The sequence below is a fragment of the Klebsiella sp. RIT-PI-d genome, from assembly GCF_001187865.1.
GTDB lineage: Bacteria > Pseudomonadota > Gammaproteobacteria > Enterobacterales > Enterobacteriaceae > Superficieibacter.
In genome coordinates this window covers 51,623-67,950 of record NZ_LGIT01000001.1, presented here as the reverse complement: position 1 = coordinate 67,950, position 16,328 = coordinate 51,623, and the positions used below count along the sequence as shown (strand labels likewise).

The 16,328-nt window shown below is 52.7% G+C and carries 20 protein-coding genes; 15 read left to right on the top strand and 5 right to left on the bottom strand.

Annotated features, from left to right (window positions below; genetic code table 11):
* Window positions 1–42: 42 nt before the first annotated feature.
* The gene (gene plsB, locus AC791_RS00300) at window positions 43–2,463 is read right to left on the bottom strand and encodes a glycerol-3-phosphate 1-O-acyltransferase PlsB (RefSeq protein ID WP_049838499.1); all 2,421 of its coding nucleotides are present in this window, start codon (window positions 2,461–2,463) and stop codon (window positions 43–45) included.
* A gap of 129 nt (window positions 2,464–2,592) precedes the next feature.
* On the opposite strand from plsB, the gene AC791_RS00295 reads away from it, so the two are divergent.
* The 3 genes from AC791_RS00295 to AC791_RS00285 all read left to right on the top strand — a co-directional run bounded on the left by AC791_RS00295 (window position 2,593) and on the right by AC791_RS00285 (window position 4,104).
* Window positions 2,593–2,961 (top strand): diacylglycerol kinase, encoded by a 369-nt coding sequence (locus AC791_RS00295; RefSeq protein WP_049838498.1) that lies wholly within the window; start codon window positions 2,593–2,595, stop codon window positions 2,959–2,961.
* Window positions 2,962–3,070: 109 nt separating this feature from the next.
* Window positions 3,071–3,679, top strand: coding sequence for a transcriptional repressor LexA (gene lexA, locus AC791_RS00290; RefSeq protein ID WP_049838497.1), 609 nt, complete (start codon window positions 3,071–3,073; stop codon window positions 3,677–3,679).
* A 215-nt stretch (window positions 3,680–3,894) separates the two neighbouring features.
* Window positions 3,895–4,104 carry a CsbD family protein gene (locus AC791_RS00285; protein ID WP_049838496.1) on the top strand — a complete coding sequence of 70 codons (210 nt, stop codon included), beginning with the start codon at window positions 3,895–3,897 and terminating at the stop codon, window positions 4,102–4,104.
* A 56-nt stretch (window positions 4,105–4,160) separates the two neighbouring features.
* On the opposite strand, the gene zur is transcribed toward AC791_RS00285, so the two are convergent.
* A complete protein-coding gene (gene zur, locus AC791_RS00280; RefSeq protein ID WP_049838495.1) occupies window positions 4,161–4,673 on the bottom strand; it encodes a zinc uptake transcriptional repressor Zur in 513 nt (170 codons plus the stop codon).
* A 190-nt stretch (window positions 4,674–4,863) separates the two neighbouring features.
* Between zur and AC791_RS00275 the strand changes: the two genes are divergently transcribed.
* From AC791_RS00275 to pspG, 4 genes are all read left to right on the top strand, one after another.
* Window positions 4,864–5,181, top strand: coding sequence for a type II toxin-antitoxin system RelE/ParE family toxin (locus tag AC791_RS00275; protein WP_049838494.1), 318 nt, complete (start codon window positions 4,864–4,866; stop codon window positions 5,179–5,181).
* A gap of 69 nt (window positions 5,182–5,250) precedes the next feature.
* Entirely contained in the window at window positions 5,251–5,547 is a 297-nt protein-coding gene (nadS, locus tag AC791_RS00270; protein ID WP_049838493.1) for a NadS family protein, read from the top strand.
* A 125-nt stretch (window positions 5,548–5,672) separates the two neighbouring features.
* Window positions 5,673–6,680: a tRNA dihydrouridine(20/20a) synthase DusA gene (dusA, locus tag AC791_RS00265; RefSeq protein ID WP_049838492.1), complete on the top strand. Its 1,008-nt coding sequence runs from the start codon at window positions 5,673–5,675 to the stop codon at window positions 6,678–6,680.
* 135 nt (window positions 6,681–6,815) lie between these two features.
* Entirely contained in the window at window positions 6,816–7,058 is a 243-nt protein-coding gene (pspG, locus tag AC791_RS00260; RefSeq protein WP_049838491.1) for an envelope stress response protein PspG, read from the top strand.
* Between the two features lie 163 nt (window positions 7,059–7,221).
* On the opposite strand, the gene AC791_RS00255 is transcribed toward pspG, so the two are convergent.
* Complete coding sequence (locus AC791_RS00255; protein ID WP_049838490.1) at window positions 7,222–8,205, bottom strand: quinone oxidoreductase; 984 nt, start codon at window positions 8,203–8,205, stop codon at window positions 7,222–7,224.
* Between the two features lie 63 nt (window positions 8,206–8,268).
* Here AC791_RS00255 and dnaB point away from each other — a divergent pair, with 63 nt between their 5' ends.
* The 8 genes from dnaB (at window position 8,269) to AC791_RS00215 (ending at window position 15,439) form a co-directional block, all read left to right on the top strand.
* A complete protein-coding gene (gene dnaB, locus AC791_RS00250) occupies window positions 8,269–9,675 on the top strand; it encodes a replicative DNA helicase (RefSeq protein WP_049838489.1) in 1,407 nt (468 codons plus the stop codon).
* Between the two features lie 38 nt (window positions 9,676–9,713).
* The gene (alr, locus tag AC791_RS00245) at window positions 9,714–10,793 is read left to right on the top strand and encodes an alanine racemase (RefSeq protein WP_049838488.1); all 1,080 of its coding nucleotides are present in this window, start codon (window positions 9,714–9,716) and stop codon (window positions 10,791–10,793) included.
* Between the two features lie 24 nt (window positions 10,794–10,817).
* Window positions 10,818–11,375 (top strand): nicotinamide riboside transporter PnuC, encoded by a 558-nt coding sequence (gene pnuC / locus AC791_RS00240; protein WP_049838487.1) that lies wholly within the window; start codon window positions 10,818–10,820, stop codon window positions 11,373–11,375.
* Window positions 11,372–12,382, top strand: coding sequence for an AAA family ATPase (locus tag AC791_RS00235; protein ID WP_049838486.1), 1,011 nt, complete (start codon window positions 11,372–11,374; stop codon window positions 12,380–12,382). The genes pnuC and AC791_RS00235 overlap by 4 nt, the downstream gene beginning before the upstream one ends.
* Before the next feature lie 70 nt (window positions 12,383–12,452).
* Entirely contained in the window at window positions 12,453–13,646 is a 1,194-nt protein-coding gene (gene tyrB, locus AC791_RS00230) for an aromatic amino acid transaminase (RefSeq protein WP_049838485.1), read from the top strand.
* 197 nt (window positions 13,647–13,843) lie between these two features.
* Entirely contained in the window at window positions 13,844–14,557 is a 714-nt protein-coding gene (gene aphA, locus AC791_RS00225) for an acid phosphatase AphA (protein WP_049838484.1), read from the top strand.
* A gap of 109 nt (window positions 14,558–14,666) precedes the next feature.
* Window positions 14,667–15,083, top strand: a complete 417-nt coding sequence (locus AC791_RS00220; RefSeq protein ID WP_049838483.1) for a secondary thiamine-phosphate synthase enzyme YjbQ — start codon at window positions 14,667–14,669, stop codon at window positions 15,081–15,083.
* 2 nt (window positions 15,084–15,085) lie between these two features.
* Window positions 15,086–15,439, top strand: coding sequence for an MmcQ/YjbR family DNA-binding protein (locus tag AC791_RS00215; protein ID WP_049838482.1), 354 nt, complete (start codon window positions 15,086–15,088; stop codon window positions 15,437–15,439).
* Between the two features lies 1 nt (window position 15,440).
* Here the strand turns inward: AC791_RS00215 and AC791_RS00210 are convergent, their stop codons facing one another.
* Window positions 15,441–15,779 carry a hypothetical protein gene (locus AC791_RS00210; protein WP_049838481.1) on the bottom strand — a complete coding sequence of 113 codons (339 nt, stop codon included), beginning with the start codon at window positions 15,777–15,779 and terminating at the stop codon, window positions 15,441–15,443.
* A gap of 3 nt (window positions 15,780–15,782) precedes the next feature.
* Entirely contained in the window at window positions 15,783–16,223 is a 441-nt protein-coding gene (locus AC791_RS00205; protein ID WP_049838480.1) for a hypothetical protein, read from the bottom strand.
* Window positions 16,224–16,328 lie beyond the last annotated feature (105 nt).

The following is a 16,328-nucleotide window of genomic DNA, read 5'->3' as shown; positions in this document are numbered from 1 at the left end:
GTGGCTTAATGCCGGATGAAGATCCTCATCCGGCATTTTTATTTACTCGCCCTGCGCTGCGCTCTCAATGGTTAAGCGGACGTCAGACGTAATTAACTCAGCCAGCATTTGATAAACCTTCATGGTTTCTGCCGGTTCGGCATCGCCGGTGTCGCTGATATATCCTTCATCGCGTAACGTGAGAACCAGAGAACTGAACACCGCTTTGTCGAAGAACTCCGGCGCGTTAATCCCGTGCAAAACCGACAGGCGCTGCGCCACGGTGCGGCTCTCTTTCTCAAGCGTACCGCGGTTTATGGATGGATTCGCGCTCAGCAGCCAGAAGGTGATGGCATAGCGCTGGAGCGTTTCGCGCGCGCCTGCGGCCAGCAGTTGTAACGTCCGCGAACGCGACGGATCAACACACAATCCGTTCTCGTTCAGGCTAATCAAGCCCTGGCGCGCCAGCTCTTCTGTCAGCGCATCAATCACGCAGGCTATCTCACCGGTTTCCCAGCGCAGGAACAGTTCGGCTTTCAGCATCGGATAAAGCAACTCCACATGCTCAAGCAGCGCCTCCCGCGAAATCTGCCGATGCTGGGTGACGATAGCGGCAATTAACGACGGTAACATCAGCATATGCGTGATGTTATTGCGATAATAGGTCATCAGCACCGCCTGCTCGCGTGGCAGAACGATGATATCGCCGATGGTGTCTTTATCGACCTGAAACTTGTTCATCTGCAACGCATGTTCGATCAGCGCATTTGCCGTCGCGGCAGGCGCAGTGGCATCCGGCGCGTAGGGAACATTGCGCAACAGTCCAAGATAACAATCCAGCTGCTGAGTCAGCTGCTCGCGGGTCAGAGAGCGCTGACGGGATGCCAGCAGCGCGGTGCAACACAGGTTCATGGCGTTAGCTGCGCCTGCATTGTTAATACGCACCATAAGCTCGGCGGCCATGCGATTTACCGTAGGTGTCAGCCAGGCCGGACGGACGGCTTCAATCGGATCGATGGACTCACGCCACTCAGGAACGTGATGATTAAGATAGGTCATCAGCGGCATGGGTTCGCCAAAGTTGACATAGCCCTGACCCAAATTGCGCAGCTTGCTTAAGCCCCGCATCATTTGCAGCAGATTTTCTTTCTCTTTCGTCGCGCCGCGCAGCTCTTTGGCGTAGGTACCGACTTCCATCACATGCTCATAGCCGATGTAAATCGGCACGAGGGTAATTGGACGCGTACCGCCGCGCAGCATGGCCTGAATGGTCATCGACAGCGTACCGGTTTTAGGATCCAGCAAACGGCCGGTACGTGAGCGCCCACCTTCAACGAAATACTCTACTGAATAGCCACGGCTGAACAGCTCGCCGAGATACTCGCGGAATACCGTTGAATAGAGCTTGTTGCCTTTGAAGGTGCGGCGAATAAAGAAGGCACCGAGACGGCGGAAAATCGGTCCGGCAGGCCAAAAGTTCAGGTTGATGCCCGCAGCGATGTGCGGCGGCACCAGGCCCTGATGATAGAGCACATACGACAGCAGCATGTAGTCCATATGGCTGCGGTGGCAGGGTACATACACGATCTCGTGGCCGTCATGCGCCAGTTGCCGCACGCGTTCGGCGTTATGCACGTTAATCCCCTGATACAAACGGTTCCAGGTAAAGCCCAGAATACGGTCGGTCAGGCGGATCATCTCATAGGAAAAGTTAGCGGCAATTTCTTCCATCAGTGCAATGGCGTTTTGCTGCGCCTTTTCATGGGAGATTTTTTTGCTGCGCGCTTCATCTTCTACCGCACGGGCAATGGCTTTGGAGGCCAGTAGCTTATTAAACAGATCCTGACGGGCAGGCAGACGCGGTCCGACGGCAGCCAGACGCTGACGCGCGAAATGCATACGCGCAACACGCGCCAGCTTTTGCGCAATGATTTTATCCGTGCCGTGTTCGTCGGCCATGCGGCGCAGCGAAACGGACGGCGAAAAACGGACGAAACTGTCGCGGCCAAGCCAGGAAACAGCGAAGAACTTTTGCACGCCGTTAAGCATTTTTAGCGGCGGATTAACTTCACCTTTTTCACGCCCCGGCGACCGACCGAACATGATGGAAACAGGGACCATTTGTACGTCGAGAAGTGGATTACTGCGATGCAGATCCAAATAGTCGTGGAAGAGTTTGATAGACTCTTCTTTCGGCGTGTAGTACCGGAACACACGTGGGCCGCCATGAATAAATACATAACGCGGCAGCAGGGTGCCGTCGATCTCCAGAGGCTCCAGAGGGTCGGGCAGATCGTGCGCCAGACACTGCTCGCGTAGGGTCAGCAGGTCCGCTTTTGAGTTGTACGGCAATACGTACATAATAGGGCGGGACGAGTCCAGGCCCAGTTCCTGCGCGGGTTGCGCCGGAATAGATTTGCTCTTTACCAATACGCTTAATGGTAAATTCAGTAATTTGTAGTAAATTCGTGGCCAGCCAGACATAAACGATGTGAAGCCTCTGGTTAATCATGCAAATGCGCTGCAAGGATATCAGAAAGTGAACCGATTTTCTGAGCTTACGCAGGATGCGCGCTATATCATTGACGCTAATAATGTAAAAAGGTTCTTTTAATGGCCAATAATACCACCGGTTTGACCCGGATCATCAATGCAGCGGGTTATTCCTGGAAAGGATTTCGTGCAGCATGGATCAACGAAGCTGCTTTTCGCCAGGAAGGTGTTGCTGCTCTTGCAGCCATTATCCTCGCATGTTGGCTTGATGTAGATGCCATTACTCGCGTGCTGTTAATCGGTTCGGTGCTGCTGGTCATGATTGTCGAGATTTTAAACAGCGCAATCGAGGCGGTTGTCGACCGGATTGGTACGGAACGGCATGAGCTTTCAGGCCGGGCTAAGGACATGGGATCGGCGGCGGTACTGCTGTCAATCGTTGTCGCACTCATTACCTGGGCGACATTATTGTGGTCGCATTATCGTTAAAGGTCGCAAAAGTAGAAAAGTCTCTGCTTTTTCGCCCCGATAATGGTTTCAAAATCGCCGTTAACTGTATATACTCACAGCACAACTGTATATACACCCAGGGGGCGGAATGAAAGCGTTAACGGCCAGGCAGCAAGAGGTGTTCGATCTCATTCGGGACCACATCAGCCAGACAGGCATGCCACCAACGCGTGCGGAAATTGCGCAACGTTTGGGGTTCCGTTCCCCAAATGCGGCTGAAGAACACCTTAAAGCACTGGCGCGCAAAGGGGTGATTGAAATCGTCACCGGCGCATCACGCGGTATTCGCCTGTTGCTGCAGGAAGAAGAAGGTTTACCTCTCATTGGCCGCGTTGCCGCCGGTGAGCCGCTGCTGGCACAGCAGCATATTGAAAGTCATTATCAGGTCGATCCCCTGCTGTTTAAACCGAGCGCTGATTTTCTGCTGCGCGTTAGCGGTATGTCGATGAAAGATATTGGCATCATGGACGGCGATTTACTGGCCGTGCATAAAACGCAGGACGTGCATAATGGCCAGGTTGTCGTGGCACGCATTGATGAAGAAGTTACCGTTAAACGTTTGAAAAAACAGGGTAACGTCGTTGAGTTGCTGCCTGAAAATAGCGATTTTTCACCCATTGTGGTTGACTTGCGCAAGCAAAGCTTCTCCATTGAGGGTCTGGCTGTAGGCGTAATCCGCAACGGCGAATGGCTGTAAGCACGAATCGAATTCTGCGGTGCCCCGGGTGCCGCAGACATATCTCTTTCCTTTGCAGAAATCCTCAACCTCTTCTCACCTCGCAGGGTTAAATATTCTTAATTTGCCGCAGGGTGCAGGATCGTCTCCTATACTTATTCATACGTTCAGCAGAAAGATACGCTTTCTGAGCGACAAAGTTCACATGTTTTGTACCCCAAAAAGAGGACATAATTATGAATAAAGACGAAGTCGGCGGTAACTGGAAACAGTTCAAAGGTAAAGCGAAAGAAAAATGGGGTAAACTGACTGACGATGATATGACTGTCATCGAAGGTAAACGCGATCAGCTCGTGGGTAAAATCCAGGAACGTTATGGTTATGAGAAAGACCAGGCGGAAACTGAAGTAAAAGACTGGGAAACCCGCAACGAGTATCGCTGGTAAGAGTAAACTCAGCTAACCCCTGAGAAGACCTACCCCCCTGAAAGGCCGCGCCGTAGCTAGCGCGGCTTTTTCTTGCTCTGAATAGAATGATCGTGATGGCACTCGCCCGGATGGCGACATGCCTCGACTTCAGCACACCCGGCGCACAGACCGTGTGCTTCTATCACGTTATGCCGCAGGGCAAAACCCATTCTGGCTGCCAGAGCATGCATAATATCTTCCACGCCTTCTGCCCCTTCTTCTTTAACCACGCCACAGCGGTCGCAGATAAACATGGCCGAAGTATGCGTATGCTCAAAGAGGTGACACAACACGTAGCTGTTAGTGGATTCCACTTTGTGTACAAAACCCTGCTCAAGTAAGAACTCAAGCGCGCGATAAACTGTCGGCGGCTTAGCCTGAGGCTCTTTATCGCGTAGCAGATCGAGCAAATCATACGCGCTAATAGCACCCTGTTGCAGGCTCATTAAGCGCAGGACCTCAAGGCGCTGTGGGGTCAGGCGCACATTGCGTTGCACGCAGAGCTTTTCAGCCTGCGCTAACAGCTCCTGCGAAGTGATCTTGTCCATAGCATCCTCAAAGGGGAAAAACAGAGAGATAGTTTACCATGTTCTACCGTGTGCATGTTCAATATAGAAAAGGTAGTACCAGATAAGCATTAAACACAGGAAGTGCATGTACCAGGTACATTTTATGTGCTATTTTATGTACACGGTACACACAAAGCATCTGTGCATAAAACTAACATCAGGGACTAAGATGTTTACCTTTATTGAGCTTCATGGATTCAGTAAGCGAAGAAAAACGCTTTTACCAGATGAAGAGTTTCGTGAATTCCAGGAGCTTCTGATTGAAGATCCCGAAACGGGAGACATTATTATCGGAACTGGTGGATTTCGTAAAATCCGCTGGAGTCGACCAGGAATGGGAAAACGCGGCGGTGTACGCGTTATTTATTATGCAATTACACATAGGGGACGAATTTATCTGGCGTTAATTTATTCTAAAAATGAGCAAGATGACTTGACCGAGGATCAAAAGAAGGCGCTAAAACACTTATCTGACATGTTGGTTTAATGCTGATGACCTATAACTTTTTATCAAGCAACTAGTCCGATGCGGCGCAATGAGAGTGAGGAGATACTGATGGAAGATAAGTTATTTGCCGATCTGCTGGCGAGTGCAGAACAGATGGTCAGAATTGAAAAGGGTGAACAGACCCCTGAGCCTGATTATGTTCATACATTTACCGCTATCGACGTTAAAGCCATACGCGAAACCACTGGATTAAAACAACAAGATTTTGCGATGGCCGTCGGGGTAAGTTACGATCTGGTGAAAAGTTGGGAAACTCAACGCCGACAGCCTACTGGTGCGCCCAGAAAACTGCTACTGCTGCTAAAAATGAATCCTTTCATCATCGACCAGCTTAAAGCCATTTAATCATTTCAGCTGGCCTTCGAAAGCGGCCAGCGCGAAACACCGTCTCTGTGATATAGTAGACGGCTCGACCTGTAACACGACGCTTCGCTGTTCAGGCTTATCAAAACTCTGCCAGTGATCTCAAAATGCACCTGAATCCTAATCCGAATCAAGCCTGTGAATTTCCTGCACATCGCTTCTCTATTGCACCGATGCTCGACTGGACGGACAGGCACTGCCGCTATTTTCTGCGACTGCTGTCCCGGCAGACGTTGCTGTATACCGAAATGGTCACTACCGGCGCCATTATTCACGGCAAAGGCGATTACCTGGCCTACAGCGAAGAGGAACATCCGCTGGCGCTCCAGCTGGGCGGCAGCGATCCGGCGGCGCTGGCACAGTGTGCAAAGCTTGCAGAAGCGCGCGGCTATGATGAAATCAATCTTAACGTTGGTTGTCCTTCGGATCGGGTACAAAATGGCATGTTTGGTGCCTGCCTGATGGGCAATGCGGCGCTGGTAGCGGATTGTGTCAAAGCGATGCGCGACGTGGTGTCTATACCGGTTACGGTGAAAACACGTATTGGCATTGACGATCAGGATAGCTATGAATTCCTGTGCCAGTTTATTGATACTGTCTCCGGCAGGGGTGAATGTGAGATGTTTATCATTCACGCCCGTAAAGCCTGGCTTTCCGGCCTCAGTCCAAAAGAAAACCGTGAGATCCCACCGCTGGATTACCCGCGCGTTTATCAGCTTAAGCGCGATTTCCCGCACCTGACGATGGCCATTAACGGCGGCATTAAGTCGCTGGAAGAGGCTAAAGCGCATCTTCAGCATATGGACGGCGTTATGATCGGGCGCGAGGCGTACCAGAATCCGGGCATCCTCACGTCAGTAGACCGGGAAATTTTTAACGCTGTGGGAGCGGATACCGATCCGGTTGCTACCGTCCGCGCCATGTACCCCTATATTGAACGCGAGCTTAGTCAGGGAACCTGGCTTGGGCATATCACACGTCATATGCTGGGACTGTTTCAGGGCATTCCCGGTGCCCGCCAGTGGCGTCGTTATCTGAGTGAAAATGCGCATAAAGCGGGAGCTGACATTGAGGTGTTAGAACAGGCGTTAAGACTGGTCGCCGACAAGCGTTAACCTTCACTAAAATATCGTCAATTTCACCACGCCTCGCACCTTTTCGCGGGGCGTTTTGCTATAAAATCAATGTGTTAAATCTGGCATGATTTTTGTATATATTCAACCAGAGGCTCAATTTTTGGAGGGATAATGATGCTGGAAATACTGTTTATTATCGGCTTTTTCGTGGTGCTGTTAATGACCGGCGTTTCGCTACTGGGCATCATCGCCGCGCTATTTGTCGCGACGATGCTGATGTTTGTCGGAGGGCTATTCGCGCTGGTGATTAAACTGCTTCCGTGGCTGCTACTGGCCGTAGCGATAGTGTGGGTAGTTCGACTGATAAAAACGCCAAAATTACCGAAATATCAGTGCAATAAACGTTCTCGTTACTAAGGAATGTGCAGGGGATCACAACCCCAGCACTTTTGCCCAGAATCGCGTAGGATTTGCCTGCTAAATCTGTCATTATTATCCGACTAACGAATTCATCGAGCTGTACCCTACATACGGCCGAACAAAAAAAGTAAGGGCTTCCGTTGTGGAAGCCCTAAACTTTTCAGGGGATCAGCAGGCTTGAACCCTGCGTCGCCCGGCTTTCCAGCGTTTCATGCGCTTTCTGCGCATCCGTTAACGCAAATTTCTGTCCTTCTGCAACATCCACGTTAATCACCCCGCTGGCGATCAGCGAAAACAGTTCATTACTGGCTTCCGTCAGTTCTTCGCGGTTGGTGATATAGCCCTGAAGTGAAGGGCGGGTCGCAAAAAGCGAGCCTTTCTGATTAAGAATGCCGAGATTCACGCCGGTGACAGGACCAGATGAATTACCAAAGCTGACCATCAGGCCATGACGCTGGAGGCAGTCCAGCGAAGATTCCCAGGTATCTTTACCGACAGAATCGTATACCACCCGGACCTTCTTACCGTCAGTGAGTTCTTTTACGCGCTCAACGAGGTTCTCTTCACGATAGTTAATGATCTGCCAGGCACCGGCCTGTTTCGCACGCTGCGCTTTTTCAGCGGAGCCAACGGTGCCAATAAGTTTTGCACCCAGCGCTTTTGCCCACTGGCAGGCAATAAGCCCTACACCGCCGGCAGCGGCGTGAAACAGAAAAATTTCTTCCGGTTTGATTTCATATGTTTTGCGCAGCAGATAAAAAACGGTCAGCCCCTTAAGAAAGGAGGCGGCAGCCTGCTCGAAGGAGATGGCATCCGGCAGGATCGCCGCTTTATCCGCAGGAACGTTATGCACTGAGCTGTAAGCGCCGAGTGCGGACTGGGCATAGACCACACGATCGCCGGGCTTGATATCAGTCACGCCACGGCCCACTTTACTCACCACGCCTGCCGCCTCAGTGCCTAAGCCGCTGGGCAGCGTCGGCGGTGGATACAGTCCGCTGCGAACATAGGTATCAATGTAATTAATCCCGATCGCCTTATTCTCAACCTGAATCTCATTTTCTGCCGGATCGACTGGCGTAAACTCTACCGCCTGCAACACTTCCGGTCCGCCGTGCTGACTAAATTCAATGCGTGTTGCCATGCTTCCTCCTGAACAATGTGATAATCTTTCGACCCATTCATTATCTCGGTAACTCCATTCACTATGGCAGGAAATAAACCCTTCAACAAACAGACTGAACCTCGCGACCCGCAGGTCGCCGGGCTTAAAATGCCACCGCACTCGATTGAAGCGGAACAGTCGGTGTTGGGTGGTTTGATGCTGGATAACGAACGCTGGGACGATGTGGCCGAACGTGTGGTAGCGGACGACTTCTATACCCGGCCGCACCGGCACATCTTTACCGAAATGCACCGTTTGCAGGAGATGGGAAAACCCATCGACCTGATTACCCTTGCTGAGTCGCTTGAGCAGCAGGGGCAACTGGACAGCGTAGGCGGTTTTGCCTACCTGGCGGAATTGTCTAAAAATACGCCAAGTGCGGCTAACATCAGCGCCTATGCGGATATCGTGCGCGAACGTGCCGTGGTTCGCGACATGATTTCGGTGGCCAATGAAATCGCCGATGCAGGCTACGATCCGCAGGGTCGCAGTAGCGATGAGTTGCTCGATCTCGCTGAATCCCGTGTCTTTCAGATTGCCGAAAATCGCGCTAATAAAGAGGAAGGGCCGAAGAGTATCGATCAGATCCTCGACGCCACCATTGCGCGCATCGAAACGCTATTTCAGCAGCCGCACGATGGCGTGACCGGCGTGGATACCGGTTATCAGGATTTAAATAAGAAAACCGCAGGTTTACAGCGTTCAGATTTGATTATTGTCGCCGCCCGTCCCTCAATGGGTAAGACCACTTTCGCGATGAACCTTTGCGAAAATGCGGCGATGTTGCAGGATAAACCGGTATTAATCTTCAGTCTGGAGATGCCCGGTGAACAGATCATGATGCGTATGCTGGCCTCGCTCTCGCGGGTGGATCAGACGCGTATTCGTACCGGCCAGCTCGATGACGAAGACTGGGCGCGCATTTCCGGCACTATGGGTATCCTGCTTGAAAAGCGCAATATGTATATTGATGACTCTTCCGGCCTGACTCCGACCGAAGTCCGCTCCCGCGCGCGGCGTATTTTCCGCGAGCACGGCGGGCTAAGTTTGATCATGATCGACTATCTCCAGCTGATGCGCGTTCCGTCGCTCTCCGATAACCGTACGCTGGAGATCGCTGAAATCTCCCGCTCGCTGAAAGCCCTGGCAAAAGAGCTACAGGTGCCGGTGGTGGCGCTGTCACAGCTGAACCGTTCGCTTGAACAGCGCGCCGATAAACGTCCGGTTAACTCCGATCTGCGTGAGTCCGGCTCCATTGAGCAGGATGCCGACTTAATCATGTTTATCTATCGTGACGAGGTTTATCACGAGAACAGCGACTTAAAGGGCATTGCCGAAATCATTCTCGGCAAGCAGCGTAACGGCCCCATCGGGACGGTGCGCCTGACCTTTAACGGCCAGTGGTCGCGTTTTGATAATTACGCCGGACCGCAGTACGACGACGAATAATTTAGCGCGTAAAAGCACACATTTATCAAGGAATATATATGCAAGCGGCAACTGTTGTGATTAACCGCCGCGCTCTGCGACACAACTTGCAACGTTTGCGCGAACTGGCTCCGGCCAGCAAGCTGGTTGCGGTGGTGAAAGCGAACGCCTACGGACACGGTCTTCTGGAGACCGCGCGAACGCTTCCCGACGCTGACGCTTTCGGCGTTGCGCGTCTTGAAGAGGCCCTGCGACTGCGGGCAGGAGGAATTACTCAGCCTGTCCTGCTGCTTGAAGGCTTTTTCAATGCTGCCGATTTACCGACGATTGCCGCGCAGCATCTGCATACGGCTGTCCATAATCCAGAACAGCTTGAGGCGCTGGAGCAGGCCGAACTGAGTGAACCGGTCACCGTATGGATGAAGCTTGATACCGGAATGCACCGCCTGGGCGTGCGCCCGGAAGAAGCCGACGCGTTTTACCAGCGACTGACGCAATGTAAAAACGTACGCCAGCCGGTCAATGTGGTCAGCCATTTCGCACGGGCCGATGAGCCAGAATGTGGCGCGACGGAAAGGCAGCTTGATATCTTTAATACCTTTTGTGACGGTAAACCGGGCCAGCGGTCTATCGCGGCGTCGGGCGGCATTTTGCTATGGCCGCAGGCGCATTTTGACTGGGTACGACCCGGAATTATTCTTTATGGCGTCTCGCCGCTGGAGCAAAAACCCTGGGGGCCGGATTTTGGTTTCCAGCCGGTGATGTCGCTGACGTCCAGCCTGATTGCCGTGCGTGAGCACAAAGCCGGGGAGCCGGTTGGTTATGGCGGCACCTGGATCAGTAATCGCAATACCCGTCTCGGGGTGGTCGCAATGGGGTATGGCGACGGTTACCCGCGTGTTGCACCATCGGGCACGCCGGTGCTGATTAACGGTCGCGAAGTGCCGATTGTCGGGCGTGTTGCCATGGATATGATCTGCGTGGATTTAGGTCCCGACGCTACCGAACGCGCTGGCGATCCGGTGATTATGTGGGGCGATGGTTTACCTGTTGAACGCATTGCTGAAATTACGAAAGTAAGTGCTTACGAACTTATTACGCGCCTGACCTCGCGGGTGGCAATGCATTATATCGATTAATCCTGGTTTTCCAGGGAGGCCAGTATGTCTGCGTCAGAAATTGCCGCCTGTCTCAGCTACGCCATTTCAGTGTGGCTGGCAGCACGTAATAGTATGCACACCTGGTGGACAGGGATTATTGGCAGCGTTTTATACGGCTGGGTATTCTGGTCAGTACAGCTTTACGCCGACGTCACGCTCCAGGTTTTTTTTGTGATTGCCAGCATTTCCGGCTGGTGGCACTGGCTGAAGGGCAATGGTGGCGCCGTCCTCCCTATTCGTAAAACCCGGGCGGGACATCTTTTCCTGCTATTGGGTGGTGCGGTGCTGGTGGCCACAGGTTATGGCCTGCTACTGCATACCTTTACTAACGCCTGGTCACCGTGGCTGGATTCACTAGTCCTGACGTTCAGCGTGCTGGCCCAATTTATGTTGATGGGGCGACGCCTGGAAAACTGGTATGTCTGGCTGGCGGTTAATACCCTTGCCGTGCCGCTGTATGCATACCGGGGCCTGAGCCTGACAGCAGGACTGTATCTCATTTTCTGGTTTAATGCCTGGCACGGACTGTGGAAATGGCGCAAAGAGCTGCGCGCGCAATGAAACGTTTTTCAACTGGCCTTATCGTCGGCAAGTTTGCCCCTTTGCACTGCGGACATGAAACGCTGATCAACACAGCGCTGACACAGTGTGAAACGCTCCTGCTGCTAAGTTATTCCGTGCCTGAACTGCCGGGCTGCGAGCCACAGAAACGGCTGCGCTGGATGCAGCAGCGCTTTCCGCAGTGTCACTCCGTAGTCCTCACGCCTGAGCGGGTAAAGCAGTGGCAATTGCCCGACATTCCGCATAATGACGCCCCGGCGGATACCCATCGTCACTATGTTGCCACCGTCTGCGAGCAGATTTTTCAACAGCGCCCTGAAGCGGTATTTACCGGGGAAGACTATGGTGACGGTTTTGCCGCCGTGCTGAGTGCGCGTTTTGGTCAGCCTGTCACGCACGTCAGGCTACAGCGCGGGACGGCCGCTGACGCCCCTTCCGGAACGCTGATCCGCACCGATGTGCATCGCCATCGTGCATTACTGGCCGATGACGTTTATCGTGATTTTGTATTCCGCATTTGCCTGCTGGGCGGGGAATCTACCGGTAAAAGCACGCTTTCACAGGCGCTGGCGGAAGCGCTGAATACCCGCTATGTTGCCGAATTTGGTCGCGAGTACTGGGAAGAAAAGCAGGGCGAGTTAGGGTATGACGATCTTCTGCATATTGCCCGTACTCAGGCCCTGCGTGAACAGGCTGCGAGCAGCGAACGCTATCTGGTTTGTGATACCTCACCACTAACGACATTGTTTTATACCTTTCATCAGTTCGGCCATGCGCCGCAAGAACTTCACCAGCTTGCTGAGCGGGAGTACTCACTGATTGTGCTGTGCGCAGTGGATTTTGAGTTTGTACAGGACGGTACGCGCCAGGGTGAGGATTTTCGCCGTTTGCAGCAGGCATGGTATGAACATGAATTGACGCGCAGAAACCTGCCGTTTATCCGTGTTCACGGCTCGCTTTCCGCCCGTATTGCTCAAATCCAGGCCCATCTGTCGACGCTTCATTAAACGCTGTTAACTCTTACCAGGCTGGTTTATTGTGTAGATCACTCAGACCGTAAACCTGGAGAACCACCACGTGTTTCAGAAAGTTGACGCCTACGCTGGCGACCCGATTCTCTCCCTGATGGAGCGCTTCAAAGACGATCCTCGCAGCGACAAAATCAACCTCAGCATTGGCCTCTATTACAACGAAGACGGCATTATTCCGCAGCTTAATGCCGTGGCAGAGGCCGAAGCACAGCTTAACGCCAGGCCGCACGGCGCCTCTCTTTATTTGCCGATGGAAGGTCTGAATGCTTACCGGCACACGATTGCACCGCTTCTGTTTGGCGCTGAACATCCGGTCCTGGCGCAAAATCGCGTTGCCACTATCCAGACGCTCGGCGGATCTGGCGCACTGAAAGTCGGCGCCGATTTTCTTAAGCGCTACTTCCCCGATTCCGGCGTCTGGGTTAGCGATCCGACCTGGGATAATCACGTGGCCATTTTCGAGGGCGCAGGTTTCGAGGTAAAAACGTACCCCTGGTTTGACGATAATACCAAAGGCGTTCGCGTCGATGCGTTTATGACGCTGCTTAATACGCTTCCTGCGCAGAGTATTGTCCTGCTCCACCCTTGCTGTCATAACCCGACCGGCTCCGATCTTACCAACGATCAGTGGGATGCGGTGGTCGAGGTACTGAAAACACGCCAGCTGATCCCTTTCCTTGATATTGCCTATCAGGGCTTCGGGGCGGGAATGGAAGAAGATGCATACGCTATCCGCGCGATTGCCAGCGCCGGGCTGCCTGCGCTGGTCAGTAATTCGTTCTCCAAGATTTTTTCACTGTACGGTGAGCGAGTTGGCGGGCTGTCGGTTATTTGTGACGATGCCGATGCGGCATCCCGGGTACTGGGGCAATTAAAGGCGACCGTGCGTCGCAATTACTCCAGCCCGCCTAATTTTGGCGCACAGATCGTGTCGACGGTACTGGGCGATGCGGCGCTTAAAGCCAGCTGGCTGGCAGAGGTTGAAGAGATGCGTCTGCGTATCCTGACGATGCGCCAGACGCTGGTTACCGCGCTAAAAGAGGCCGCGCCGGAACGCAATTTCGACTATCTCTTGCAACAGCGCGGTATGTTCAGCTATACCGGTCTCAGCGAAACTCAGGTTGATCGTCTGCGTGATGAGTTCGGCATATATCTTATCGCCAGCGGCCGGATGTGCGTTGCCGGGCTGAATACGCGTAACGTCCAGCGCGTTGCGCGAGCGTTCGCAGCGGTAATGTAAGCACTTACTTACTATTACTCAGGGTGTGTGGAACTACCCGCCGCAGGCGGATATGCGCACATCCTGAGACGATATGCTGTCTGTCACAAAAGCGGATAAAAACCTTTCAATCATCGCCCTGTGCGGTTAAGGTCTGAAAAAGCGTGCTTAATAGGCGCACATTCGTCGTATAACACACTGATACGTTAGGGAAATGAATGCGTAAGATCATTATGGCGCTCGGTGCCGTCAGCCTGGCATTAGCACTGAACAGCACTGTTGTGGCTCGCGCCTCGACGCCTTCTCCGCAGGATGCAGGTACCAATGTCGCCAGACTGGCTGAACAAGCCGCCATCCATTGGGTCTCCGTGGCACAGATTGAAAATAGCCTGAAAGATCGTCCACCTGAAGCGGTTGGGTTCGATATTGATGATACCGTGCTGTTCTCAAGTCCCGGCTTCTGGCGTGGCAAAGAAATGTATTCGCCAGGCAGTGAAGCGTATCTGCACAACCCGGCCTTCTGGGAAAAGATGAATAACGGCTGGGATGAGTTCAGTATTCCCAAAGAAGTCGCGCGGGCGCTGATCGCCATGCATGTTAAACGCGGCGACCGTATTTATTTTATTACCGGACGCAGCCAGACCCAGACTGAAACGGTGTCCAAAACGCTACAGACCGATTTTGCTATTCCGGCGGAGAATATGAATCCGGTTATTTTTGCCGGCGACAAAGCGGGCCAGAACACCAAAACACAATGGTTAAAAGATAAGCAAATCAAAGTGTTCTACGGTGACTCGGACAATGACATGACTGCCGCGCAGGAGACGGGTGCACGAGCGATCCGCATACTGCGCGCGTCCAACTCAACTTACAAACCTTTGCCGCAGGCAGGTGCGCTGGGCGAAGAAGTTATTGCGAACTCCGAATACTAATTTACGGATCTGATTCGCTGTTTTTTTAAACAAAAAGACGTTACAGGGTTTACCTTTTGGCGTCTTGCTGCACACTTAGAGAGATTCATCTTTCTTACTGGAGCAGCCTATGTGGTATCAGCAGACCCTGACGTTAAACGCGCAGCCGCGTGGATTTCACCTGGTAACGGATGAAATACTGGGGCAACTTCGCGATCTGGCACGCGTTAACGTCGGTTTATTGCATCTGCTGCTTCAGCACACTTCCGCCTCTCTGACCCTGAATGAAAATTGCGATCCGAGCGTACGACGCGACATGGAGCAGCATTTTTTGCGGACCATTCCTGATAACGCACCTTATGAACATGATTATGAAGGTGCAGACGACATGCCTTCGCATATTAAGTCGTCAACGCTGGGGGTATCCTTACTGTTGCCGGTGCAAAATGGGCGCGTACAGCTTGGCACCTGGCAGGGGATCTGGTTAGGGGAGCATCGTATTCACGGCGGTTCGCGTAAAATTATCGCGACTCTGCAAGGAGAATAAGCATGACTGATTCGGAATTACTACACTACTGCATGACGAAGCCTGGCGCAGATCAGAGTTTGCACACCGGCTGGGAAGCTACGCAGATTAAAGTCGCAGATGTCCTGTTCGCGATGGTAAAAATAGTGGAAGATCGACCCGCCGTTTCATTAAAAACTAGTCCGGAACTGGCAGAACTGTTACGTAACGAGCATAAAGATGTTCGACCCAGTAAGCATCTGAACAAAGCGCACTGGAGCACGGTCTATCTTGACGGCACCCTGCCGGATTCACAGATTTATTATCTGGTGGATGCTTCTTATCAGCAGGTCATCAGTACCCTGCCGGAAGAGAAACGTAAACTGCTGCCGCTTTGACTCAGAGGGCGGCAATCAGCGATGCCAGAGTGATATCAATCAAGCGAATCACCACTGACTGGATGCGACTGCGGAGCGGGATTTCCGCATTATTCGCCCGCAGCCGGGCGATGTCGCGCTGCCCCTCCAGCAACACCCGCAGATCGTCGTCGGTGAGCCAGCCGCGTTCTTTTTCACGTAGCGCCAGGACGATTAACGATCCGGCTTTGCGGATGCCTTCATCCTCATCATACATCGCAGTATCCAGCAGCGTGATAAATTCCGCCGCTGCAGCGCCAAATCCAGCTGGTTGAGGGGCATCCGGGGTTAAAAGCGTATTCAGTGAATCGGCCAGAAGCATAGTTTATTTCTCCCCATCGCAGGCAGCACCCGGGCGCAGACATTCGCCCTCAATAGCCAGTTGCCAGGCCATTTGCGCCTGCTGCCCATATAAATGTGTTTGAACCGGTGAAAGAGAATGATTCTGCTGGAGTAATCGCGCATGAAGACGAATATAGGCGTCTTCCAGTAACGTCAGGTTTTCAATCCGCAGCGAGTCATTAAGCAGGGCTGCCTGGATCAACGCATCATCAAACCCCTGGCGTAGTTGGCTATCGTCCTGCGCGATGCGTTCAGCATCTAACGGTGCGACAGCGGCATCCTCCAGGAAGTGCTGCCACGACGTTTGCAGCGCTTTCAATTGCTGATAAGCCTGAGCATTGTATTTATCGGTCAGTGAGCAGGCTGACAGCAGAAAAATGCAGCCGATAACGGCGAACCGGGTATGCCAGTGAGTGCCAGACATGATCGTCTCCAGCGGTAAATGAGTACGGTAATCTCATACCAGCCCGGGAAAAGCGGCAAATCACAAACGCTCATGCGGAAAAAATGAGAAATAATGAGGCGAAAT